Origin of the sequence: Candidatus Reidiella endopervernicosa (assembly GCF_013343005.1) — a bacterium.
In the GTDB taxonomy this organism is placed as follows: Bacteria; Pseudomonadota; Gammaproteobacteria.
Genome location: NZ_CP054491.1, coordinates 1,145,001 through 1,167,893, shown reverse-complemented (window position 1 = coordinate 1,167,893; position 22,893 = coordinate 1,145,001). Strand labels below are relative to the sequence as shown.

Genomic DNA, 22,893 nt, shown 5'->3' with positions numbered 1-22,893 from the left:
TGAGCGCATCACGCAAAATTTCCCGTCCGTTTTAATAGATTGACCAATTCATGTCATTTGTCACCCTCGGCATCAACCACCGTACTGCGCCTGTGGAGATTCGTGAGCGTGTGACCTTCGCCCCCGAGGATCTACAGAGAGCGCTGACGGCGCTTAATCAGCAGCCCGGAGTGGCTGAGGCCGCGCTGCTCTCTACCTGTAATCGCACCGAACTCTACTGCCGCCTCGACAAGCAGCAGAGTAGTGATCAGATCATCGATTGGCTCTGTGAGTTCCACAACCTTGAGCGTAGCGAGATTGAACCCTACGTCTACCTCCATCCCGACATTGATGCGGTACAGCACATGCTGCGCGTGGCCAGCGGCCTCGATTCGTTGATTCTCGGTGAGCCGCAGATTCTGGGACAGATCAAAACCGCCTATCAGCACGCGGTTGATGCTGGCACTACCGGCAGCCTGCTGGAACGCCTCTTCCACCACACCTTCTCGGTGGCCAAACAGGTTCGCACCGATACCGCGATCGGCTCCAGTCCGGTCTCGGTTGCCTTCGCCGCCGTCAGCCTCGCCAAGCAGATCTTTGGCGAGCTGAATGAACAGACGGTAATGCTGCTCGGCGCGGGCGAGACGATTGAGCTCGCCGCCCAGCATCTGCACGAGAACGGCATTGGCCGGATTATCGTCGCCAACCGCACCGCCGAACGTGCGCACACACTGGCCAGTCAGTACGACGGTTACGCCATCGCACTCGATGAACTACCCGCCCATCTGGCCGAGGCCGATATCGTTATCGCATCCACCGCCAGTCAGGAGCCAATCCTGCACAAGGAGCCGGTCAAGCAAGCACTCAAACAGCGCAAGCACCGCCCGATCTTTATGGTCGACATCGCCGTACCGCGTGATATCGACCCGTCGGTGGCAGAACTCAACGACGTCTATCTCTACACCGTCGATGACCTGCAGGAGGTGATTCAGGAGAACCTCAAGTCGCGCCAGGAGGCGGCCAAACAGGCCGAGGATATCGTCGAGATCCAGGCGAGCCATTTCATGAACTGGCTGCGCTCGCTCGACACCGTCTCCCTGATCCGCGAGTACCGCGGTCGCGCCGAGGCGTGTCGAGACGAGCTGATGGAGAAGGCGCTATCACAGCTCTCCAAGGGCAAATCGAACGAGGATGTGATGCGCTGGCTCGCTAACACCCTGACCAACAAGCTGCTGCACCAGCCCTGCGCGCAGATCAAACAGGCCGGTTTCGAGGGACGTAACGATCTGATCGAGAACGCCCGCCAACTGCTTGATCTACCCGAAGCACAGGAGGGTGAGTCGTGAAGGCCTCGATCCAGCTCAAGCTCGAGAATCTGAGCGAACGCTTCGAAGAGATCGGTGCACTGCTCTCCGATGCCGAGATCATCAGCAACCAGAACCGTTTCCGCGATCTCTCGCGTGAGTATGCGCAGCTCGAACCGCTTGAGAAGAGTTACAAACGCTATCAAGGCACGCTCGATGATATCGAGAGTGCCAACGAGATGCTCAAGGATGATGATGCTGAGATGCGCGCCATGGCCGAGGATGAGCTGAGCAGTGCGCAGGCGAGTCGCGACGAACTGGAGCTGGAGCTACAGAAGTTGCTGCTACCGACAGACCCACGCGACGGCAGCAATATCTTTCTTGAAATCCGCGCCGGCACTGGCGGCGATGAGGCAGCGCTGTTCGCTGGAGACCTGTTCCGCATGTACAGCCGTTACGCCGAAAATCAGCGCTGGCAGATCGAGGTACTGAGCGAAAACGAGGGTGAACACGGCGGTTACAAAGAGGTGATCGCGCGAGTGATCGGCAAGGGCGCCTTCTCGCGCCTCAAATTCGAATCGGGTGCCCATCGTGTACAGCGTGTACCCGAGACCGAATCGCAGGGACGCATCCACACCTCGGCCTGCACCGTCGCCATTCTGCCCGAGGTCGATGAGGTGGAGGAGATCGAGATCAACACCGCTGATCTCAAGGTCGACACCTACCGAGCCTCTGGCGCCGGTGGTCAGCACGTCAACAAGACCGACTCTGCGGTGCGCATTACCCATCTGCCAACCGGAGTGGTGGTTGAGTGTCAGGACGAGCGCTCACAGCACAAGAATCGCGCCCGCGCGATGTCGCTATTAAAGGCGCGCCTGCTCAATAGTGAGCAGGAGAAGCAGGCGAGCGAGAACGCTGCAACCCGCAAGCTACTGGTCGGTAGTGGCGACCGTTCCGAGCGCATTCGCACCTACAACTTCCCGCAGGGACGTGTTACCGACCACCGAATCAACCTGACCCTCTACAAGCTCGATGAGGTGCTACAGGGTGGTATCTCCGCCATCATCGATCCACTGATCAACGAGTATCAGGCCGACCAGCTCGCCGCTCTTGCCGACGACTGATTTTCTGGCGCACCACGGCCCGATCTGAGCTGCACATAACATGGACATCGAATCGCAACTTAAGTGGGCCACACAACAGCTAGAGAGTCACTCGGAGAGTCCACAGCTCGATGCCGAACTGCTGCTCTGCCATATCCTCGACAAGTCGCGCACCTATCTTCGCGCCTGGCCCGAGAAGCATCTTGATAGCGATACTGAGTCCCGCTTTCGGGCGTTAATTGCAGCGCGAGCCGAGGGGCGCCCGGTCGCCCACCTGATTGGGCAACGCGAGTTCTGGTCACTCGCACTGAAGGTCACCGCAGACACCCTGATTCCACGCCCCGACACCGAAACACTGGTTGAGTCCGCACTGACGATTATCCCCGTCGATGCCCAGTGGACGATCGCCGATCTTGGCACCGGTAGCGGTGCAATTTCACTGGCGATCGCTCACGAGCGCCCAGCCTGCCATCTCATCGCCACCGACCGTTCCGAGGCTGCGCTCAGCGTGGCACAGCAGAACGCCGAGCGACATGCGATTAATAACATCGAATTTCGACTCGGCAGCTGGTGTACGCCACTGCAAGAGGAACAGTATGAGATGATCCTCTCCAACCCCCCCTATATCGAAGCGGATGATCCTCACCTGCACCAGGGTGACGTTCGATTTGAGCCGCTCAGCGCACTCGCCTCCGGCAGCGACGGACTCGATGATATTCGCCAAATCGCCGTCTGCGCCCTTAACCACCTCAAGCCAAACGGCCATCTCTGCCTGGAGCATGGCTATAACCAAGCCGAACCTGTGCATGGACTACTAACAGAGATGGGCTACGCCAACATCAGCCAGCAGCGCGACCTCGGCGGCCACATCCGCACCAGCTGCGGACAAAAAACCGCTTGATTCTTACCCCCATAGGACTAGGATTGGGCCTATGGATAACGATAAAGACGGGCTGATCAAGCACCGCGAAATTATCTTCTGCGAGCTCCACTTCGACAAAAACCAGGGGCAGACAGCACTACTACTGCTCAGCGATATCGAAGGGGTTCACCACCTGCGTGTCAGTGAAAAGGGCACGCTGCATATCAGCTACAACCTGCAGCTCATCTCACTAAAAATCATCGAAGACGCCCTGATCGAACTCGGCTTCCACATCAGCAGCAACCTACTCAACAAGCTTAAACGCGCTCTCTACCACTACACCGAAGAGACCCAGCGCGCCAATCTCGGCTGCTGTCGCGACAACGATAACTGCACCCGCGAGATCTTCATCAACCGCTATCAGCGCATCCGACACGGCTGTCGTGATGAGCGCCCGACCCACTGGCGTAAGTACCTCTAACCACCTCCAAACCTTTCGCTCCGATTCGACAGAAAGGCTTCTCTCCGTAGCCTCTGTTTTTGCTATCTTCACCCTCTGACACGCCATCAACCGATTCCCCAACAAACCTGCTGGATACCGCTATGGATGACCCACAACTACTCCGTTACAGCCGTCAGATTCTGATGCCACAGGTCGGATACGAAGGACAGCAGCGTCTGCTCGACTCGAGCGCACTGATCATCGGGCTGGGCGGACTTGGTTCACCGGTGGCCCTCTATCTCGCTGCGGCCGGGGTCGGTCGACTGGTTATCAGTGATTTTGACGAGGTTGACCTCTCCAACCTGCAGCGACAGATCCTCCACCGCCACGTCGATCTCGGCCGCTCCAAGGCGGAGTCGGCACGCGACACCCTGCACGACATCAACCCAGAGATTGAGATCGAGGCGATCAGCGAGAAGCTTGAGGGTCAGGCGCTGGCCGAGCAGATTGCCAAGGTCGATATCGTCATCGATGCCTGCGATAACTTCGCCACCCGCTTTATGATCAACGACCTCTGTGTTGCGGCCGGAAAACCACTGGTCTCAGGCGCCGCGATTCGTCTCGAAGGTCAGGTTTCGGTGTTTCATAACGAGCGTGATGACAGCCCCTGCTACCGCTGTCTCTACAAGGATGAGGGTGAACTGGGTGAGCGCTGTAGCGAGAGCGGCGTACTATCACCGCTGGTCGGTATTATCGGCAGTATCCAGGCGATGGAGGCGATCAAGGTACTGCTCGGACTGGGTGAGACCCTGGGCGGAAGACTGCTGCTACTCGATGCACTGACCATGGAGTGGCGCAGTATGAAGCTACGCAAGGACCCGGGCTGCCCGGTCTGCGGTGGCCAGTAGAACTAAAACGCCTTCATCAGCGACAGCACCGCCGAGAAGTTTCCACCTTCACTCTCCGGCTCGGTCACACCACTTACCGTGGCGCTACGCCCCAGGTTCCAGCGCTCATAGCCGCACTCCAACTGCAGCCGGTGGAAACGACTCAACGAGCGCTGCCAGCGTAGCGAGCCGCGCCAACCTAAATCGTCTTCCGGCTCAAGGCGCACCTTGGGCAGCACACCATTTTCACGCAGCAACATATTGGCGTTGAAGGTGTGACGCAGGGTCAGATCGAGCACCACCCGATCCTGATCGGCCAACACCAGCTCACCAACCACCCCCGCCTCCATAACCCCACTGGTAAAGCTCAGAGAGACCGACCACCGCCCCTTTTCCCTGGATGTCACGATCCCAGCGGTGGTAACCGACACCTATGTAGGGCGCGATGCGTGGCGCATCACCAAACCAGTGGCCGAGACGATAGTTACTATCAAAGAGCCATGTTTTGGTCTCGGTAGTAAAGGGTGCTCCACTCTGCGTTTCACCATCGTAATCGACACTACCGCCATAGAGTGAGGCACGGGCCTCTCCAAACCAGGCCCCATCACGCTCGATGATTGATGCGCTGATACCAGGCAGCCAACCATCCTCTCGATTGAGTGAACGACCATCGGTGTCGAACTCCTCATAACCGAAGTTGAGTAGTGACAGGCCGATTGACCACTCGAGCGAATGCTCCTCGCCACTGGCCATCGTCGGCACAGCAAACATCAACAGCACAATCAGCAGCCGGACTCGACACCTCCTGTTTGTAGACTCCAACAACGCGCACCACCCTCCAGTCGTAATACCCGATCCTCGTCAGAACGCGATGCTACTGTAACAGCCGCCAAGTTTGTAGAAGCGAAACATCCCAACACCGGTTAAAATGCCACAATGAATCAGACACCACTCTCAAGAACGTTGATCAATCAAATCCTGCACCACGCCCAGAGCAACCCGGAGACGGAGGTGTGCGGACTGATCGATGCCACCGATGGCAGAGCCGACCAGCTCTATCCGATCAATAATATTGCCGATGAGCCGGGACGGCTCTTCAGCATGGACCCACAGCAGATGATTGAGGCGATGCGTAGCATGCGTGAGTCGGGACGCGAGCTGTTTGCCATCTACCACTCCCACCCACATGCACCGGCCGAACCCTCGGTTACCGATCTGCAGCAGGCCGCCTACCCCGATGCGCTCTACCTGATCATCTCTCTCAACACCAAGGGTGTGCTTGAGATGCGTGGTTACCGCCTCGGCGACAACAGCGTTGAAGCCGTCGCATTAGAATCGGTTTAACATTTTTCAGCCACTTGCCACTGCATCTAAGCTGCGAACCCACAAACCTATTAACCACTACTTATATAGCGTGGAGTCGTCCTCTGGCCTCTATATTTTTTCTGCTGAGAGTGCTACAAAGTCATTAAGATCGTAACGATCGATATAACAATTATTAAGGAGGCAGGATGAGTGCGGAACTAATCAAAAGACACGCAAGGTAATCGCCGGTAAAGGCGGTCGCATTGAAGATCAAGAGCTCGAGGAGATGGCAAAGTCGATTGCAAATCTGGGCTTCAAGATCGGCTTTGCACGTGCCTACGCAAACGGCCCCACCCTGATGGCCGAGCTGTGTGATCGTCTCGAAGAGGCCGAACAACAACTCAGCGATATTCGCGCGGTCATCAATAGAAAATAACGACCATTAACTGCACCGCCCCAACCGGGGCGGGCAAACAGTCTGCAGCAACATCACACTCCGTAGATGAACCGAGACAGCGCCTAATGGCGTGTTGTCGACACCTCGGGTGAAGCCTCGCTGGCGGCAAAAATCTGCTCAACATCGACACTATCGAAGCTGTAGCGCTGACGACAGAACTCACAATCAACCGTAATCCCTGGCTCCTCCTCGAGGATTGAGTGAACTTCCTCGCTCCCCAGGGTACGCAACATCTTCGCCACGCGATCACGTGAGCAGGCGCAGGAGAAGCTAACCCCCTCCTTATCGAACAGACGTAGATCCTCCTCATGAAAGAGGCGATGGATAATCTGCTCGGCGGGTAGCGTTAACAGCTCCTCACTACTCAATGTCGCACCGAGATGACAGACACGATCCCAGGCATCCTTATCCTCACTCTCGCGCTCCGGAAGGCGTTGCAACAACATGCCCGCCGCCTGCTCACCATCGGCCGCCAGCCACATGCGAGTCGGCAGCTGCTCGGAACGTTCTAGATAGTCATCAAGTGCATCGGCCAGTGATGCACCCTGCAGCTCGACCACACCCTGATAGCGTTCACTGCCAGCACCGGGATCGATGGTGATAATCAGTCGACCACTACCGACACGACCCTGTAGATCACCCTCGGCCACCTCACCCTGCCACTGCGCCATGCCTCGTAGCGTCTTATCGCTGGTCGCCTCGACGACTATAAGCGAGATCGGCCCATCACCCTGTACCTGCAGGGTAATCGAACCGTCGTATTTCAGGGTTGCCGAGAGCAGCGCACTGGCCGCCATCATCTCGCCGAGCAGACTGCGAACCGGCGCGGGATATTCGTGGCGTGCAAGCACCGCCTTCCAGGTCTCATCAAGATGGACCAGCTCACCGCGAATCGGTGCGTTTTCAAACAGGAATCGTTGCAGGATATCTTTCATGCGAATAGTTCAGGTAGTAGCGTGGCGGGCCGGACGACCCGCCACAAAATGAGAGGGAAATTAGCTGTCGAGTTTCGACTTCAGCAGCTGATTGACCTGACCGGGATTGGCCTTGCCCTGTGAGGCCTTCATGATCTGGCCAACAAAGAAGCCGATCATCTTGCCCTTCTTTTTATCCTCGGCCTGACGATAGTTCTCGACCTGTTCGGCGTTGTTGGCCAGCACCTCGTCGATAATCGCCTCGATCGCGCCGCTGTCGGTAATCTGCTTCAGCCCCTTCGCATCGATCACTGCATCGGCATCGCCTTCACCATTCCACATCGCCTCGAAGACATCCTTGGCGATCTTGCCGGAGATAGTGTTGTCGGAGATACGTTTGATCATGCCGGCCAGCAGCTCGGCCGTAACCGGACTCTCGCTGAGTTCCTTACTATCTTTATTGAGCGCACCGGAGAGCTCGCCCATCACCCAGTTGGCACAAAGTTTCGCCTCGCCACCGGCGCCTGCGACCACCTGTTCGTAGAAGTCGCCCATCTCGCGGCTGGCCGTGAGCACACCTGCGTCGTAACCAGAGAGCCCATACTGCTCGATGAAACGATCACGCTTCTCATCGGGTAGCTCCGGCAGGGTGGCGCGCACCACTTCCAGATAGTCATCATCAATCGTGACCGGTAGCAGATCGGGATCGGGGAAATAACGATAGTCGTTCGCCTCCTCCTTGGAGCGCATTGAACGGGTCTCACCCTTGTCGGGATCGTAGAGGCGTGTCTCCTGCACCACCTTACCGCCATCCTCGATGATATCGATCTGACGCTCTACCTCGTGTTCGATGGCGCGCTCGATAAAGCGGAATGAGTTGAGGTTCTTGATCTCGGCGCGGGTACCGAACTCCTCCTGTCCCATTGGGCGGACTGAGACATTCACATCGCAGCGGAAAGAGCCCTCCTGCATGTTACCGTCACTGATCTCGATATAACGCACTAGTGAATGAATCTTCTTCACATAGGCGACCGCCTCTTTACCGGAACGCAGGTCAGGCTCGGAGACGATCTCCAGCAGCGGTGTGCCGGCACGATTGAGATCGATACCGGTCAGACCGTGAAAATCCTCATGCAACGACTTGCCCGCATCCTCTTCAAGGTGGGCGCGTGTGACACCGATACGCTTGGTAGAACCATCCTCCAGTTCGATATCGATATGACCGACACCGACGATCGGCAGCTCCAGCTGACTGATCTGATACCCCTTGGGCAGGTCGGGGTAGAAGTAGTTCTTGCGAGCAAAGATCGAACGACGCGCCACATCGGCCTCAATCGCCAGGCCAAACTTGGCGGCCATGCGTACTACCTCTTCGTTGAGCACCGGCAGCACGCCGGGCAGACCGAGGTCGACCGCACAAGCCTGGGTGTTGGGCTCGGCACCGTAGGTGGTCGAGGCGCCCGAGAAGATTTTGCTCTTGGTAGCGAGCTGGGTGTGGATCTCCAACCCAATGACAACTTCCCATTCCATTATTCGATCCCCTCCGGAGCCTGTTTATGCCACTCGGTCGCCTGCTGGAAGCGGTGCGCTACATTCAGCAGTCGCGACTCATCGAAGTAGTTTCCAATTACCTGCAGCCCGACCGGCAGACCATTGGCCAGACCGGCAGGTAGCGACATACCGGGCAGACCGGCGAGGTTAACCGCAATGGTGTAGATATCGGAGAGGTACATCGAGACCGGATCGTCCGCCTTCTCGCCAATGTTAAAGGCGGTGGTCGGTGCGGTCGGGCCCATGATCACATCGACCTGTTCAAAGGCCTGCTTGAAGTCATCGGAGATCAGCTGACGCAGCTGCTGCGCCTTCAGATAGTAGGCGTCGTAATAGCCGGCCGAGAGGGCGTAGGCGCCAACCATGATGCGGCGCTTCACCTCGGCACCGAAGCCCTCTCCACGAGAACGTTTGTAGAGATCTTCGAGATCCTTCGGATCCTCACAGCGGTAACCGAAACGCACCCCGTCCATACGCGAGAGGTTGGAGGAGCACTCAGCGGGGGCGACCACATAGTAGGTCGGCACAGCGAGATGGGTATTGGGCAGTGATATATCCACCACCTCGGCACCCAGCGCCTTGTACTGTTCGATGGCTGACTCAACCGCCTTGGCTACTTCGGGATCAAGCCCCTCACCGAAATACTCCTTCGGCAGACCGATCTTCAGCCCCTTAATATCGTCATTGAGGTTGGCGCTGTAGTCGGGCACATCACGCTCAACGCTGGTCGAGTCGCGACGATCGAAACCGGCCATCGTATTGAGCATCAGCGCGCAATCCTCCGCAGTCTGCGCCATCGGCCCGGCCTGATCGAGACTCGAGGCGAAGGCGATCATGCCGTAGCGCGAGACACGTCCGTAGGTCGGCTTCAGGCCAGTAATACCGGTCAGCGCTGCGGGCTGACGGATCGAGCCACCGGTATCGGTGCCCGTGGCACCCGGCACCAGACGCGCCGCCACTGCCGCTGCCGAACCACCCGAGGAGCCGCCCGGTACACGTTTGCGATCCCAGGGATTTTGCACCGCACCGTAGAAGCTGGTCTCATTCGAAGAGCCCATCGCGAACTCATCCATATTGGTCTTACCGACCATCACCGCGCCGGCGGCGTTGAAACGCTCGATCACGGTAGCGTTGTAGGGGGCGATAAAGGGGTCAAGCATCTTCGAACCGCAAGAGGTCTTCACCCCATCGGTACAGAAAATATCCTTCTGCGCCAGCGGGATACCGGTCAGTGGACCCGCCTCACCTGCCTTAATGCGGACATCGGCCTCGCGCGCCTGCGCCAGCGCCTGCTCGGCGGTGACAGTGATAAAGCTGTTGAGCTCACCATCGAGCCGCTCAATACGTTCGAGGTAGCTGCGCGTGAGCTCTTCGCTGGAGAACTCGCCGCCCTTGAGGGCCGCCGAGAGCTCGGCAATCGTCTTGTTATACATAGAGATTTCGACCTAGTTTGATCTGGGATGTGGGGTACGGACCGGTGCCGGTTCGGATCAACCGTAACGGTATCGACTCACTCAATAACCTTGGGGACCAGAAACAGACCCGCCTCGGTGGCCGGGGCGTGTGCCTGCAGGTGTTCACGCTGGTTCTCTTCGGAGACCGCATCGGGGCGCAGCCGCTGATTCATATCGAGCGGATGGGCCATCGGGGTCACACCGCTGGTATCGACCGCATTCATCTGCTCAACCAGGTTGAGAATATCGGAAAGATTCCGCGCATATTCGGGCACATCCTCCTCGCTAATGGCGAGACGGGCCAAATGGGCGATCTTTTTCACTTCCGACGCATCGAGGGACATAGGAGCTCCAAACCGTGATAGCTGTAACAGCGGGGGAAGTTACCATACTTATATCCTTGCCCAAAGCCCCCCCGAATTGCTAGATTACCGCTTTTGCACTCACCAGATACCATCTAATAGGATAACAAGGCACCATGCTAAAAAGTCTACGCGGCCTCTTCTCCAACGATCTCTCTATCGACCTTGGAACAGCCAATACGCTGATCTACGTCCGCGGCCAGGGCATCATTCTTAACGAACCCTCTGTGGTTGCCATCCGCCAGGATCGCGGACCCGGCGGCCCCAAGAGCATCGCTGCCGTCGGAGCCGAGGCGAAACTGATGCTGGGACGCACCCCTGGCAACATCGACGCGATCCGCCCGATGAAGGACGGCGTGATCGCCGACTTCACCATCACCGAGAAGATGCTGCAGCACTTCATCAACAAGGTGCATGAATCCCGTTTTCTGCGTCCTAGCCCGCGCGTTCTGGTCTGCGTACCCTGTGGCTCCACTCAGGTCGAGCGTCGCGCGATTCGTGAATCCTGTATGGGTGCTGGTGCTCGTGAGGTCTATCTGATCGAAGAGCCGATGGCAGCCGCCATTGGTGCCGGCATGCCAGTCGATGAGGCGCGCGGTTCGATGGTACTCGACATCGGTGGCGGTACCTCCGAGGTCGCCGTTATCTCACTCAACGGCATCGTCTACTCCGCCTCGGTACGTATCGGTGGTGACCGCTTCGACGAGGCGATCGTCAACTACGTACGCCGTAACTACGGCACCCTGATCGGTGAGTCGACCGCCGAGCGCATCAAGCAGGAGATCGGTGCGGCCTTCCCTGGCACCGATGTAAAGGAGATGGAGGTGAAGGGTCGCAACCTTGCCGAGGGTATTCCACGCAGCTTCACCCTCAACTCCAACGAGATTCTCGAGGCACTGCAGGAGCCTCTCTCCGGTATCGTCGGCGCGGTCAAGACCGCACTCGAACAGACCCCGCCCGAGCTGGGTGCCGATGTCGCCGAGCGCGGCATCGTGTTGACCGGTGGTGGTGCGCTGCTGCGTGACCTCGACCGCCTACTGATTGAGGAGACCGGTCTACCGGTGATCGTCGCCGAAGACCCGCTCACCTGCGTTGCTCGCGGCGGTGGTCGCGCCATTGAGATGATCGACGAGCACGGTGGTGACATCTTCTCGATCGATTAATCGAGCGGTGATCTCGTAGGGAAGCTCAATTAAAACAATATTCACACAGGGTCCTTTTCTCACCCTTCGTCTGGCAATTCTGCTCCTCAGCTCGGTAGTACTGATGACGGTCGACCACCGTCTCAGCTACCTCGAGTCTGCGCGCGCCGGCGTTGCCACGCTGTTACTACCCATCCAGTACGTAATCGAGCTGCCTGTCTCAGCCGGTCGCTGGGTCAGTGACGCACTATCCAACCGCGCCATGCTACTGGTCGAGAACAGTGAGCTACGTGATAAACAACTACTGCAGGCGGCCAAACTACAAAAGCTGGCGGCACTGGAGAGCGAGAACCGGCGCCTGCGCAAGCTACTCAACTCGGCACGTGAGATCGGTGACAATGTATTGATTGCCGAGCTGCTCGGTGTCGATCTCGATCCCTACAAACATCAGGTCACCCTTAACAAGGGCAGCATGCACAACGTGCACGTTGGTCAGCCGATCCTCGATGCCGAGGGGGTGATGGGGCAGGTGATCCACGTCTCTCCCTTTAGCGCCAATGCGATTCTGATTACCGACCCGAGCCACGCCCTGCCGGTGCAGATCAACCGAAACGGGCTGCGCTCACTGATTATGGGCACCGGCATCGTCGGTCGTCTCGAGCTGCAACATCTGCCCAACAACGCCGACATTCGTGTCGGCGACCTGCTGGTCACCTCCGGACTCGGCGGTCGCTTCCCGGCCGGCTATCCGGTGGCGCGCGTTACCGAGGTCCGTCTCGATCCGGGCCAACCCTTTGCCGATATCACCGCAGAGCCGGCGGCGCAGATCAACAGCAGTCGTGAACTTCTGCTGGTCTGGCCGGCGATCACCGCCTTTGACGATGAAGAGTCCTCATGACGACTAACAAACGTCATGGCGGCTGGATCATTCTGCTGACGCTGCTCTCGGCACTGGTGCTGACAATCATCCCGATCCCTAGCTGGGCCGAGGGGAGTCGTCCCGAGTGGGTGTTGTTGATCCTCATCTACTGGAGCATGGCACTGCCACACCGCGTCGGTGTCGGTATCGCCTGGTTCATGGGTCTCACCCTCGATGTACTCAAGGGTTCACTGCTGGGACTGCACGGCTTTGGTCTGGCGATCATCATCTATCTGATGCTCAAACTGCACCGGCGCGTCCGTGTCTTCCCGCTCTGGCAGCAGGCACTCAGTCTTTTACCGCTGCTAGCGCTCAACCAGCTGGTCATGCTGTGGATCAACGGTGTACTCGGCAACCCTGGCAGCGACTGGTACTACTGGCTCCCCTCGCTGATCGGCATGCTGCTCTGGCCGCTGCTGTTTGTCGCCCTGCGTGGCCTGCGCCGTCACTTCAGAGTTAGCTGATCAGCCCGTGACAGCGAAAGAGAAGCCGTAGTCCCATGGTTCGTAGAAACACACTCAAGGATCATCTGCGCGAAAACCGCATGTTTGTCGACCGTGTGGTCGTTGCACTGGTAGTGATGGTGCTGCTGCTGGCAGTACTGGTCGGTCAGATGGTTAACCTGCAGATCTACGACTACCCCCACTACACCACCCTCTCTGAAGGTAACCGCGTACGCATCACCGCAATCCCGCCGACACGCGGCCTGATCTACGACCGCAACGGCGTGGTACTGGCGGAGAACCAGCCCTCATTTCGACTCGAGATCACCCGCGAGCAGATTGAAGATATCGATGCCACACTGGCTAAACTACAGCAGCTGATCACCCTCAGCGAGAACGATATCAAGCGTTTCCGCTCGCTCTACAACAACCGCCGCCGCTTCGAGGGGATACCGCTACGTTTTCGTCTCAATGAAGAGGAGCTATCTCGCCTCTCGGTTGAACTGCACAGCCTGCCCGGGGTGGCGATCGTCGCCCACCTCAACCGCCACTATCCGCTCGGCGCACAGACCGCTCACATCGTCGGTTATGTAGGACGCATCAATGAACGCGAGCTACGCAGCATCGATCCCAGCGACTACAGCGGCACCTCGCATATCGGCAAGATCGGCATCGAGAAGAGTTACGAAGATCAGCTGCACGGTGGCGTCGGCGTGCGCCAGGTTGAGGTCAACGCACAGGGACGCACCCTACGCACCCTCTCCAGCTCACCACCAGTACCGGGCAAGGACATCCACCTCTCGATCGACACCCGACTGCAGCGCACCGCTGAGGTCGCCTTCGGTGATGAACAGGGTGCACTGGTCGCCATCGACCCTCGCAACGGCGAGGTGCTGGCGATGGTCAGTCGTCCCGACTTCGATCCCAACCTGTTTGTTAACGGCATCAGCACCGCAGATTATCGCCTGTTGAGCGATGACGCCGCGCAACCACTCTTTAACCGTGCCATCCGTGGCCAGTACCCGCCCGGCTCTACCATCAAGCCGCTGGTTGGACTCGCCGGGCTGGAGTACGGCATTGCTAATCCGAGGCAGAAGACCTTCTGTCCCGGTTACTACCAGCTGCCCGATCACGAGCACAAATATCGCGACTGGAAAAAACGCGGTCATGGTGCGGTCGATCTGGAGGACTCGATCGTGCAGTCGTGCGACGTCTACTTCTACGATCTGGCCAACACCCTCGGCATCGATCGCCTGCATGAGTTTCTCGGTCACTTCGGTCTCGGCAGCCGTACCGGTATCGACCTGCCGGGTGAGGCGCGTGGCCTGCTCCCTTCACGCCAGTGGAAACGTGCCACCCGTAATCAGCCCTGGTATCCGGGTGAGACACTGATCGTCGGTATCGGCCAGGGCTTTAATACCGCCACACCGCTGCAGCTCTCCACCGCCACCGCCTGGTTGGCGATGGGCGGCAAGCGCCTCAAGCCCCATCTGGTCACTCGACTCGATAGTGATGACGGACAGGAGATCATGCCACACACCAAACTCAAGCCGATTCCGATCAAAAAACACGACAACTGGGACCTCATCGTCGAGTCGATGAGCAACGTGGTGCACGGGGTACGCGGCACCGCGCGGCGCATCGGCACCGATGCCCAGTACCAGATCGCCGGTAAGACCGGCACCGCGCAGGTCTTCGGCATCAAGCAGGAGGAGGAGTACGAGGAGGAGAAGATCGCCAAGAAACTGCGCGACCACGCACTGTTTGTCTCCTACGCCCCGGTCGAAGATCCGCAGATTGCCATCGCAGTAATCGTTGAGAATGGCGGTAGTGGCGGTGCGGTTGCCGCACCCATCGCTCGTGCGGTGATGGATCGCTACCTGCTGGAGAGTGACAATTGATCTTCAACAACGAACATAATCGCCCCGGCGGTGAAGACTTCCTGCGCAGGCTCTTCCACCACCTGCATATCGATGTACCGCTACTACTGCTGTTAATGCTATTGGCCGGGCTCGGCATGGTGGTGCTCTACAGTGCCAGCGGTAGTAATGGAGATCTCATAGTGCGCCAGGTGACCCGCCTCAGCGTCGCCTTTATCGTGCTCTACCTGTTCGCCCAGATTCCGCCACAGCTACTGCGTATCTGGACCCCCTGGCTGTTCACTTTCGGAATTTTGTTGCTGATTGCGGTACTGGCATTCGGCTATACCGGCAAAGGCGCACAACGCTGGCTCGATCTCGGTCTATTCAAGTTCCAGCCCTCGGAGATCCTCAAGATTACCGTGCCGATGATGGTCGCCTGGTATCTGGGTGAACGGCCGCTCCCCCCCGACTTTCGACGCATCACCATCGCGGCACTGATCGTATTGATCCCAACCCTGCTGATCGCCAAACAGCCCGATCTCGGCACCTCACTGCTGATCGCCTGCTCCGGCTTCTTTGTGCTGTTTCTCGCCGGTCTTCCATGGCGACTGATGTTTGGCGCAATCGTGCTGATGATCCCCGCCTCAATGGCGCTCTGGTTCTATGGCATGCACGCCTACCAGCGCCAGCGGGTACTCACCTTTCTCAATCCCGAGCAGGACCCACTCGGCAGCGGCTACCACATCATTCAGTCGAAGATCGCCATCGGATCGGGCGGAATCTACGGCAAGGGTTGGCTCAACGGCACCCAGTCACAGCTCGACTTCCTGCCGGAGCGCTCCACCGACTTCATCTTTGCGGTACTCAGCGAGGAGTTCGGTCTAGTGGGCGTAATCCTCCTGCTGGTGCTCTACATGCTGATCCTGCTACGCACGATGCACATTGCCACCCAGGCACAGGACACCTTCACCCGGCTGCTGGCCGGCAGCCTCGGCCTCACCTTCTTTATCTATGTGGTCGTCAATACCGGCATGGTCACCGGTCTGCTGCCGGTGGTGGGACTGCCGTTGCCACTGATCAGCTACGGCGGCACCTCAATGGTGACCCTGATGGCCGCTTTCGGTATCCTGATGTCAGTCCATACACACCGAAAGCTGCTACCAAAATAGCGACTCAACCCTACGAGAGACGTATGCGATACCTACCCATTATTAGCCTGTTTACCCTCCTACTCTCGCTCGCCCTGCCGAGCCACGCTGCCCAGCAAAGCCTGCTCAAACGCACCGCGGTGAAACAGTTCATCGACGAGATGGTCACCAAACACGACTTCAAGAGCAACGAGCTGGTCAACCTTTTCGCTCAGATCGAGCTGAAAGAGTCAATCATCAAGGCGATCACCCGTCCCGCCGAGGCGAAGCCGTGGCGCGACTACCGCAAGATCTTCATTCAGGATTCGCGCATCCAGGGGGGTGTCGACTACTGGAATCAGAACAGAAAGCTGCTCGAGCGTGCCGAGGCGGAGTTTGGCGTGCCACCTGAGATCATCACCGCCATCATCGGGGTCGAAACCCGCTACGGCCGCCATGCCGGCAGCTATCGCGTACCCGATGCACTGGCCACCATCGCCTTCGACTACCCGAAGCGGGCCAAATTCTTCCGCAAGGAGCTGGCGCAGTACCTGATTATGGCCCGCGAGGAGGGCTTCGACCCGCTCTCAAAGAAGGGCTCCTACGCCGGCGCGATGGGTCACCCGCAGTTCATCCCCAGCAGCTTTCGCCACTACGCCATCGACTTCGATGGCGATGGCAAACGCGACCTGTGGGAGAGCAATGCCGATATTATTGGCAGCGTCGCCGCCTACTTCAAACGCCACGGCTGGAAAAAGGGCGAGCCGGTCACCACCCCGGTGAGCGTCAGCAGCAAGGATTATAAAAGTCTGGTTGGCAAGGGCCTGAAACCAAAACTCTCACTGCAACGTATTGTCAGTTACGGCGTTGAACACAAGCAGCCGCTTAATCAGGAGCAGCTCGCCACCCTGATGGAACTTGAAGGACGCCACGGTGATGAGCACTGGATCGGCCTGCACAATTTCTATGTCATCACCCGCTACAACCACAGCCCCCTCTACGCCATGGCCGTCTACCAGCTGAGCCAGGAGATTGCGGCACTGCGCGCCGAGGGCATGCACTAGGCGATGAAGCGGCTCGGCCTCATACTCCTCCTGCTTCTACTCAGCGGCTGCTTCGGCAGTGGCTATCGGGTCAGTGATGGTGCACCGAGCAACTCACCCGACGTCTCCCACGTACCCAACGCCACTCCACGTTACGAGCCGCGCGCCCGCTACGGTAATCCCGCCAGCTACGAGGTCAACGGCCGCCGTTACCACGTCAAACAGGAGAGTAAGGGATATCGCGAGCGCGGCATCGCCTCCTGGTACGGCACCAAGTTCCACGGCAAGCTCACCTCCACCCGTGAGCGCTACGATATGCTCGGCATGAGCGCCGCGCACAAGAGCCTGCCACTGCCGACCTATGCCGAGGTTACCAATCTGCACAATGGCCGTAGCGTGGTGGTGCGCATCAACGATCGTGGTCCCTTCCACGACAACCGCCTGATCGACCTCTCCTACGCGGCGGCGAAAAAGCTCGGCATTCTCGCCAAGGGGACTGGACTGGTCGAGGTGCGGGCTATCAACCCCGGCACTCCCAGGCTGCACCAGGCGATACGACCGGTCGGCATCGACCCCGATGCCTCGATCTACCTGCAGCTCGGTGCCTTCCGCGACCGACAGAACGCCGAACGGTTACGCCAGCGCGTTGCCACTGAGGCCGCCATCAAGGCGATCAAGGTCAGCGAGGTTTCCAGTCTGCTCGATACCTTCTACCGGGTCCGTATCGGGCCACTCGCCAGTGTCGAGAGCGCCGACCGGATCACCCAGCAACTCAGCCGCCACGGCATCGATCCGCCACGCGTCGTGATCGATTAGGCGCTGACCCAATAGCCCTGTTCTATGCGGCTACTTTTCCCCTCGCCGTCACGTTAAAATGAACCTTTACGCCCTGGCGACCTCTCTGTTGAGAGACGATTCATTGAAATAACATAATCCAAGAGCCCTATAAGATGCCCTTACTCACCCGACTGCTCACCCTCATTCTGTTTGCACTACCGACCGCACAGGCCGCCTCGATCGTCCCCTCACCGCCCGATGTAGCTGCCAAAAGCTATGTCATAGTCGACTTCGACAGCGGTCAGGAGCTTGGCGCGCTCAATGCAGACCAACAGATTGAACCCGCCAGCATTACCAAGATGATGACCTCCTACGTGCTACTGCATGAGCTGAAATCGGGTGCGATCAAACTCGACGATGAGGTGACGGTCAGCGAGAAGGCGTGGCGCGCCGAGGGTTCACGCATGTTCATCGAGGTGGGCAAACGCATCCCGGTCGAGCTACTGCTGAAGGGGATGATCATCCAGTCGGGTAACGACGCCAGTATCGCCCTGGCCGAACATGTCGCCGGCACTGAAGCGACCTTTGCCCAACTGATGAACAGCCATGCCCAGCGCCTCGGCCTGACCGGCACCAACTTTATGAACAGCACCGGCCTGCCCCACCCCGACCACTACACCACGGCCCACGATATCGCCACCATCGCCCGTGCGCTGATCAGCGAGTTTCCTGAACACTACAAGTGGCATGCAGAGAAGAAGTTCACCTTCAATAACATCACCCAGCACAATCGCAACAAGCTGCTGTGGCGCGACGAATCGGTCGACGGCATCAAGACCGGCCACACCGAATCGGCAGGTTACTGCCTGGTCAGCTCCGCCAAGCGCAGCGACATGCGACTGATCACCGTGGTACTTGGCGCCAAGAGCGAGAATGCCCGCGCCACCATTAGCCAGTCACTGCTCAACTACGGCTTCCGCTTTTATGAGAGCCACAAGCTTTACGACGGTGGCAAGGCGCTTACCCAGGCGCGCATCTGGAAGGGAGCGACGGAGAAGTTACCACTGGGTCTAAAGAACGACCTCTACGTCACCATCCCACGCGGTCAGTACAAGAAGCTGAAAGCGAATATGGCGCTCAACGCCACCATCACCGCACCGGCCAAACGCGGCGCTGGCTACGGCAAGGTCAATGTCACCCTCGATGGCAAACCGCTGCTCAATCGCCCGCTGATCGCACTCGCCGATGTGGCCGAGGGGTCGATGTTCGATCAGCTGATCGACGATGTGAAGATGATGTTCGAGTAACCGCAGCCATGAGTGACGACACCATCTATCTCAACGGCGAGTTTCTACCCGCTGCTACCGCCACCATCTCGGTAATGGACCGCGGCTTTCTCTTCGGCGACGGCGTCTATGAGGTGATTCCCGCCTACAGTGGACGACTGTTCCGACTTGAAGAGCACCTTACCCGCCTCGACCAGAGCCTGGCTGGTATCCGCATGCAGAACCCGCTCAGCCACAGCGAGTGGTCGGAGCTACTGCAGGCACTACTGGAGAAGAACAGCGGCGGCGACCAGTCAGTCTATCTACAAGTGACCCGCGGGGCCGCTGAGAAGCGCGACCACGCCTTCCCCGAAGGGATCAAACCGACCCTGTTTGCCAGTTGTACACCGATCACCCAGCCCGATGAGAGTTACTACGCCGACGGACTCAACGCCGTCACCCTGGACGATATTCGCTGGCAACACTGCAACATCAAGGCGATCACCCTGCTACCCAACGTACTGCTGCGCCAGCAGGCGATTGATGCTGGCGGTTCTGAGGCCATCCTGTTGAGAGACGGCAACGCCATCGAAGGGGCCGCGAGCAACCTCTTTATCGTTGAGGGCGATACCATCATCACGCCTCCCACTGGGCCACAGCTGTTGCCTGGCATCACCCGCGACCTGGTGCTGGAACTGGCTCGTGCCAATGACGTTCCCTGTCGCGAAGAGGCGATCGACGAGGCACAGCTGCGCCACGCCGATGAGGTCTGGCTGACCAGCTCCACCAAAGAGATCATGCCGGTCACCCAGCTCGACGAAACTCCGGTCGGCAACGGTCGGCCCGGCCCCGTGTGGCGACGTCTACGTGAGCTCTATAGCGCCTACAAGGTTCTTATCAAAGAAGGCAAAGCTGGCTGACCATCTCGCAGCACACAACGGTTGCGAATAGCCTTCACTACACATGAGCAAACATATCCATATCGTTGGGCTCTCACCGCGTAGCGGAACCACCCTGATCGCAGAACTGATCAACAGCTGTTTCAATATTGACGGTTATTGCGAACACGAGAGTACCGTCTTCAGCAAACCCGACCGTCCAGTAGATATCTTCTGCACCAAGGCTCCCAATCAGGTCCGCTACATGAAGCGAGCGATGCAGATCGATCCTGACCTGTGGTGTATCTGTATGGCACGCGATCCGCGTGACGTGGTGGTCAGTCGACACAAAAAACACCCTGATCGTTACTGGACCCCGCTGCGTGTGTGGCATGAGCACTTTCAGACCAGCCGCTCATTGGTCGGGCATTCACGCTTCATCATGGTGAAGTATGAGGATCTGGTGTCCGATCCCGACGCCATTCAACAACAGCTGATGGCACACATGCCCTTTTTGCATAAACAGTGTGATTTTTCTGCCTTTTATAAAAACGCCAATCCCTCGGAAAAATCGCTACGCGCAATGAATGGAGTACGTAAAACCACCACCTCCCGGATCGGCAACTGGCGCACACACAAGGAGCGCCTGCAGGGACAACTTGCACAGCATGGCCCGGTGAGTGACGAGCTGATCGAACTCGGTTATGAGAGCAATAGCGAGTGGATCAAGGAGCTCGATGGGATTGAGGCCGACCTCACCCCGAGCTGTGCACCAGAGCAGATCAAGCTGCGCAAACGAATCGTCAAGAAGTACAACGACTTCACCCGCCTGCTCAGATTCCAGCTTGGCATCGGCAAACCGGTTAAACTTATCTATCCAGAGAGAAAGACTGAAGCAGAATCATGAGTGACGAGAGAGAGACACTGATTGAGTTCCCCTGCGATTTCCCGATCAAGGCGATGGGACGTGATGAGGGGGAGTTTGAGACGCTGGTGGTCGAGCTGGTGCGCAAACACGCGCCCGATCTCGGAGAGGGAGCGGTCACTACCCGCCCCAGCAAAGGCGGCAGCTTCCTCTCAGTCACCGTCACCGTTCGTGCCACCAGTCAGCAACAGCTCGATAACATCTACCAGAGCCTCACCGACTGCGAACAGGTCTTGATGTCACTCTGACCATGCAGCCGGTTACCCTTCGCAGGCTCGGCCAGCGCGACTATGAACCTGTCTGGCGCGAGATGGAGTCGTTCACCTTCACCCGTACGCCAGATACCATCGACGAGCTATGGCGGGTCGAACATCCTCCCATCTTTACCCTTGGTCTCAACGGAAAAAACGAACACCTGCTCAACCCCGGCGACATCCCTGTGATCAACGTCGACCGTGGCGGTCAGGTCACCTACCACGGCCCCGGCCAGATCGTCATCTACACCCTGCTCGATCTGCGTCGCCTCGGCATCGGCGTGCGCGAGCTGGTCACCCACCTGGAGCAGTCGATCATTGCACTACTCGCCGACTACGACGTTGAGGCCGCGGCACGCAAAGATGCCCCCGGTGTCTATGTGGCTAAGCAGAAGATTGCCGCCCTCGGTCTAAGGGTAAAGCGCGGCTGCAGTTATCACGGCCTGAGCCTGAATGTCGATATGGAGCTGGAGCCCTTCTCTCGTATTAACCCCTGCGGTTATGCCGACATGGCAGTCACCCAGATGGCCGATCTTGGCATCACCGCCAGCGTCGATCAGGTCGCCGAGCGGCTGCTATCACACCTGACCAGAGAGCTGGGCTACACTACGGGCCGAACTGAGGTGTAACGGATGTCCGATCAAGAAGATAAAAACGTCGTGCGCGAACGCGGTGCTGCCAAGGTGGCACGCATCCCTGTAAAGGTGGTGCCGACCACCCGCCCCCAGCGTAAACCGAACTGGATTCGCGCCAAATCACCCAACCACCCCGAGGTGGTGCGGCTGAAAAAGGTGCTGCGCAGCCAGAAGCTGCACACCGTCTGTGAAGAGGCATCCTGCCCCAACCTCGGTGAATGCTTCGGTCACGGCACTGCCACCTTCATGATCCTCGGCGACATCTGCACACGCCGCTGTCCCTTCTGCGATGTTGCACACGGCAAACCACTCGCGCCCGACAGCGATGAACCACAACACCTTGCCGAAACGATCAAGGCGATGGGACTGCGCTACGTGGTCATCACCTCAGTCGATCGTGACGACCTGCGTGACGGCGGCGCCCAACACTTTGCCGACTGTATCAAGGCCATCCGTGCCACCACCCCCGAGACCAAGATCGAGATTCTGGTTCCCGACTTTCGTGGACGCGAAAAGGTGGCACTGGAGATCCTCAGCGCCACACCGCCCGACGTCTTCAACCACAACATGGAGACGGCCCCACGGCTCTACCGACAGTCACGCCCTGGCGCCGACTATGAAGGTTCGTTACGCCTGCTCCAGGCCTACAAGGCGGCACAGCCCGATGTGCCGACCAAATCGGGACTGATGCTCGGTCTGGGCGAGACGATTGAGGAGGTCGAGGCGGTGATGCAAGCGCTGCGAACCCACGGTTGCGACATGCTCACCCTCGGCCAGTACCTTCAGCCGAGTCTCGATCACCTGCCGGTTGATCGTTTCGTCACCCCTGAAGAGTTCGACAAGCTCAGGGAAGTTGGTGAAGATATGGGCTTCTCACAGGTCGCCAGCGGACCGATGGTGCGCTCCTCCTATCACGCCGACCAGCAGGCCGCTGGACTACTCGACAAATAACACCAGATACAAAAAGAACGTGACGGCACCCAGTTGCCGCACCTGACTAAGG

Annotated in this window: 26 protein-coding genes; 20 read left to right on the top strand and 6 right to left on the bottom strand. The window is 58.4% G+C overall.

What is annotated here, in order from left to right:
* Nucleotides 1-50 precede the first annotated feature (50 nt).
* The 5 genes from hemA (at nucleotide 51) to HUE57_RS06615 (ending at nucleotide 4,598) form a co-directional block, all read left to right on the top strand.
* On the top strand, nucleotides 51-1,325 hold the full coding sequence (gene hemA / locus HUE57_RS06635; protein ID WP_078484879.1) for a glutamyl-tRNA reductase: 1,275 nt from the start codon (nucleotides 51-53) through the stop codon (nucleotides 1,323-1,325).
* The gene (gene prfA / locus HUE57_RS06630; protein WP_078484878.1) at nucleotides 1,322-2,407 is read left to right on the top strand and encodes a peptide chain release factor 1; all 1,086 of its coding nucleotides are present in this window, start codon (nucleotides 1,322-1,324) and stop codon (nucleotides 2,405-2,407) included. Before hemA ends, prfA begins: the two co-directional genes overlap by 4 nt.
* 40 nt (nucleotides 2,408-2,447) lie before the next feature.
* Nucleotides 2,448-3,287 carry a peptide chain release factor N(5)-glutamine methyltransferase gene (gene prmC, locus HUE57_RS06625; RefSeq protein ID WP_078484877.1) on the top strand — a complete coding sequence of 280 codons (840 nt, stop codon included), beginning with the start codon at nucleotides 2,448-2,450 and terminating at the stop codon, nucleotides 3,285-3,287.
* Nucleotides 3,288-3,318: 31 nt separating this feature from the next.
* On the top strand, nucleotides 3,319-3,729 hold the full coding sequence (locus HUE57_RS06620) for a hypothetical protein (RefSeq protein WP_078484876.1): 411 nt from the start codon (nucleotides 3,319-3,321) through the stop codon (nucleotides 3,727-3,729).
* 122 nt (nucleotides 3,730-3,851) lie between these two features.
* On the top strand, nucleotides 3,852-4,598 hold the full coding sequence (locus tag HUE57_RS06615; protein ID WP_078484875.1) for a HesA/MoeB/ThiF family protein: 747 nt from the start codon (nucleotides 3,852-3,854) through the stop codon (nucleotides 4,596-4,598).
* 2 nt (nucleotides 4,599-4,600) lie between these two features.
* Here HUE57_RS06615 and HUE57_RS06610 read toward each other — a convergent pair whose 3' ends face one another.
* A complete protein-coding gene (locus HUE57_RS06610; RefSeq protein ID WP_174672928.1) occupies nucleotides 4,601-4,915 on the bottom strand; it encodes a hypothetical protein in 315 nt (104 codons plus the stop codon).
* Entirely contained in the window at nucleotides 4,905-5,399 is a 495-nt protein-coding gene (locus HUE57_RS06605) for an outer membrane beta-barrel protein (protein ID WP_236860698.1), read from the bottom strand. Before HUE57_RS06605 ends, HUE57_RS06610 begins: the two co-directional genes overlap by 11 nt.
* 114 nt (nucleotides 5,400-5,513) lie before the next feature.
* Between HUE57_RS06605 and HUE57_RS06600 the strand changes: the two genes are divergently transcribed.
* Both HUE57_RS06600 and HUE57_RS06595 read left to right on the top strand, forming a co-directional pair.
* A complete protein-coding gene (locus HUE57_RS06600; RefSeq protein WP_078485232.1) occupies nucleotides 5,514-5,921 on the top strand; it encodes a M67 family metallopeptidase in 408 nt (135 codons plus the stop codon).
* A gap of 247 nt (nucleotides 5,922-6,168) precedes the next feature.
* Nucleotides 6,169-6,318, top strand: a complete 150-nt coding sequence (locus HUE57_RS06595) for a hypothetical protein (RefSeq protein WP_172840286.1) — start codon at nucleotides 6,169-6,171, stop codon at nucleotides 6,316-6,318.
* An 83-nt stretch (nucleotides 6,319-6,401) separates the two neighbouring features.
* On the opposite strand, the gene hslO is transcribed toward HUE57_RS06595, so the two are convergent.
* The 4 genes from hslO to gatC form a co-directional block, all read right to left on the bottom strand.
* Complete coding sequence (gene hslO, locus HUE57_RS06590; RefSeq protein ID WP_078483888.1) at nucleotides 6,402-7,274, bottom strand: Hsp33 family molecular chaperone HslO; 873 nt, start codon at nucleotides 7,272-7,274, stop codon at nucleotides 6,402-6,404.
* Nucleotides 7,275-7,334: 60 nt separating this feature from the next.
* Nucleotides 7,335-8,783, bottom strand: coding sequence for an Asp-tRNA(Asn)/Glu-tRNA(Gln) amidotransferase subunit GatB (gatB, locus tag HUE57_RS06585; RefSeq protein ID WP_078483887.1), 1,449 nt, complete (start codon nucleotides 8,781-8,783; stop codon nucleotides 7,335-7,337).
* A complete protein-coding gene (gene gatA / locus HUE57_RS06580; protein ID WP_078483886.1) occupies nucleotides 8,783-10,237 on the bottom strand; it encodes an Asp-tRNA(Asn)/Glu-tRNA(Gln) amidotransferase subunit GatA in 1,455 nt (484 codons plus the stop codon). The genes gatB and gatA overlap by 1 nt, the downstream gene beginning before the upstream one ends.
* 77 nt (nucleotides 10,238-10,314) lie before the next feature.
* Entirely contained in the window at nucleotides 10,315-10,602 is a 288-nt protein-coding gene (gatC, locus tag HUE57_RS06575) for an Asp-tRNA(Asn)/Glu-tRNA(Gln) amidotransferase subunit GatC (RefSeq protein ID WP_078483885.1), read from the bottom strand.
* A 134-nt stretch (nucleotides 10,603-10,736) separates the two neighbouring features.
* Between gatC and HUE57_RS06570 the strand changes: the two genes are divergently transcribed.
* The 13 genes from HUE57_RS06570 (at nucleotide 10,737) to lipA (ending at nucleotide 22,841) form a co-directional block, all read left to right on the top strand.
* On the top strand, nucleotides 10,737-11,783 hold the full coding sequence (locus HUE57_RS06570) for a rod shape-determining protein (RefSeq protein ID WP_078483884.1): 1,047 nt from the start codon (nucleotides 10,737-10,739) through the stop codon (nucleotides 11,781-11,783).
* A 28-nt stretch (nucleotides 11,784-11,811) separates the two neighbouring features.
* The gene (gene mreC, locus HUE57_RS06565; protein WP_078483883.1) at nucleotides 11,812-12,660 is read left to right on the top strand and encodes a rod shape-determining protein MreC; all 849 of its coding nucleotides are present in this window, start codon (nucleotides 11,812-11,814) and stop codon (nucleotides 12,658-12,660) included.
* Nucleotides 12,657-13,145: a rod shape-determining protein MreD gene (mreD, locus tag HUE57_RS06560; protein WP_078483882.1), complete on the top strand. Its 489-nt coding sequence runs from the start codon at nucleotides 12,657-12,659 to the stop codon at nucleotides 13,143-13,145. The genes mreC and mreD overlap by 4 nt, the downstream gene beginning before the upstream one ends.
* Nucleotides 13,146-13,180: 35 nt before the next feature.
* Entirely contained in the window at nucleotides 13,181-15,025 is a 1,845-nt protein-coding gene (gene mrdA, locus HUE57_RS06555; protein WP_078483881.1) for a penicillin-binding protein 2, read from the top strand.
* A 41-nt stretch (nucleotides 15,026-15,066) separates the two neighbouring features.
* A complete protein-coding gene (rodA, locus tag HUE57_RS06550) occupies nucleotides 15,067-16,155 on the top strand; it encodes a rod shape-determining protein RodA (RefSeq protein WP_078483889.1) in 1,089 nt (362 codons plus the stop codon).
* A 23-nt stretch (nucleotides 16,156-16,178) separates the two neighbouring features.
* The gene (gene mltB, locus HUE57_RS06545) at nucleotides 16,179-17,177 is read left to right on the top strand and encodes a lytic murein transglycosylase B (protein WP_078483880.1); all 999 of its coding nucleotides are present in this window, start codon (nucleotides 16,179-16,181) and stop codon (nucleotides 17,175-17,177) included.
* A gap of 3 nt (nucleotides 17,178-17,180) precedes the next feature.
* A complete protein-coding gene (locus HUE57_RS06540) occupies nucleotides 17,181-17,972 on the top strand; it encodes a septal ring lytic transglycosylase RlpA family protein (RefSeq protein WP_078483879.1) in 792 nt (263 codons plus the stop codon).
* Between the two features lie 134 nt (nucleotides 17,973-18,106).
* Complete coding sequence (locus tag HUE57_RS06535) at nucleotides 18,107-19,240, top strand: D-alanyl-D-alanine carboxypeptidase family protein (RefSeq protein ID WP_078483878.1); 1,134 nt, start codon at nucleotides 18,107-18,109, stop codon at nucleotides 19,238-19,240.
* Nucleotides 19,241-19,248: 8 nt separating this feature from the next.
* Nucleotides 19,249-20,118, top strand: a complete 870-nt coding sequence (locus HUE57_RS06530) for a D-amino acid aminotransferase (RefSeq protein WP_078483877.1) — start codon at nucleotides 19,249-19,251, stop codon at nucleotides 20,116-20,118.
* A gap of 43 nt (nucleotides 20,119-20,161) precedes the next feature.
* A complete protein-coding gene (locus tag HUE57_RS06525; protein WP_078483876.1) occupies nucleotides 20,162-20,983 on the top strand; it encodes a sulfotransferase family protein in 822 nt (273 codons plus the stop codon).
* A complete protein-coding gene (locus tag HUE57_RS06520) occupies nucleotides 20,980-21,249 on the top strand; it encodes a YbeD family protein (protein WP_078483875.1) in 270 nt (89 codons plus the stop codon). Before HUE57_RS06525 ends, HUE57_RS06520 begins: the two co-directional genes overlap by 4 nt.
* Nucleotides 21,250-21,251: 2 nt before the next feature.
* Nucleotides 21,252-21,884 (top strand): lipoyl(octanoyl) transferase LipB, encoded by a 633-nt coding sequence (gene lipB, locus HUE57_RS06515; RefSeq protein ID WP_078483874.1) that lies wholly within the window; start codon nucleotides 21,252-21,254, stop codon nucleotides 21,882-21,884.
* 3 nt (nucleotides 21,885-21,887) lie between these two features.
* On the top strand, nucleotides 21,888-22,841 hold the full coding sequence (gene lipA, locus HUE57_RS06510; protein ID WP_078483873.1) for a lipoyl synthase: 954 nt from the start codon (nucleotides 21,888-21,890) through the stop codon (nucleotides 22,839-22,841).
* The last annotated feature ends 52 nt before the right edge of the window (nucleotides 22,842-22,893 follow it).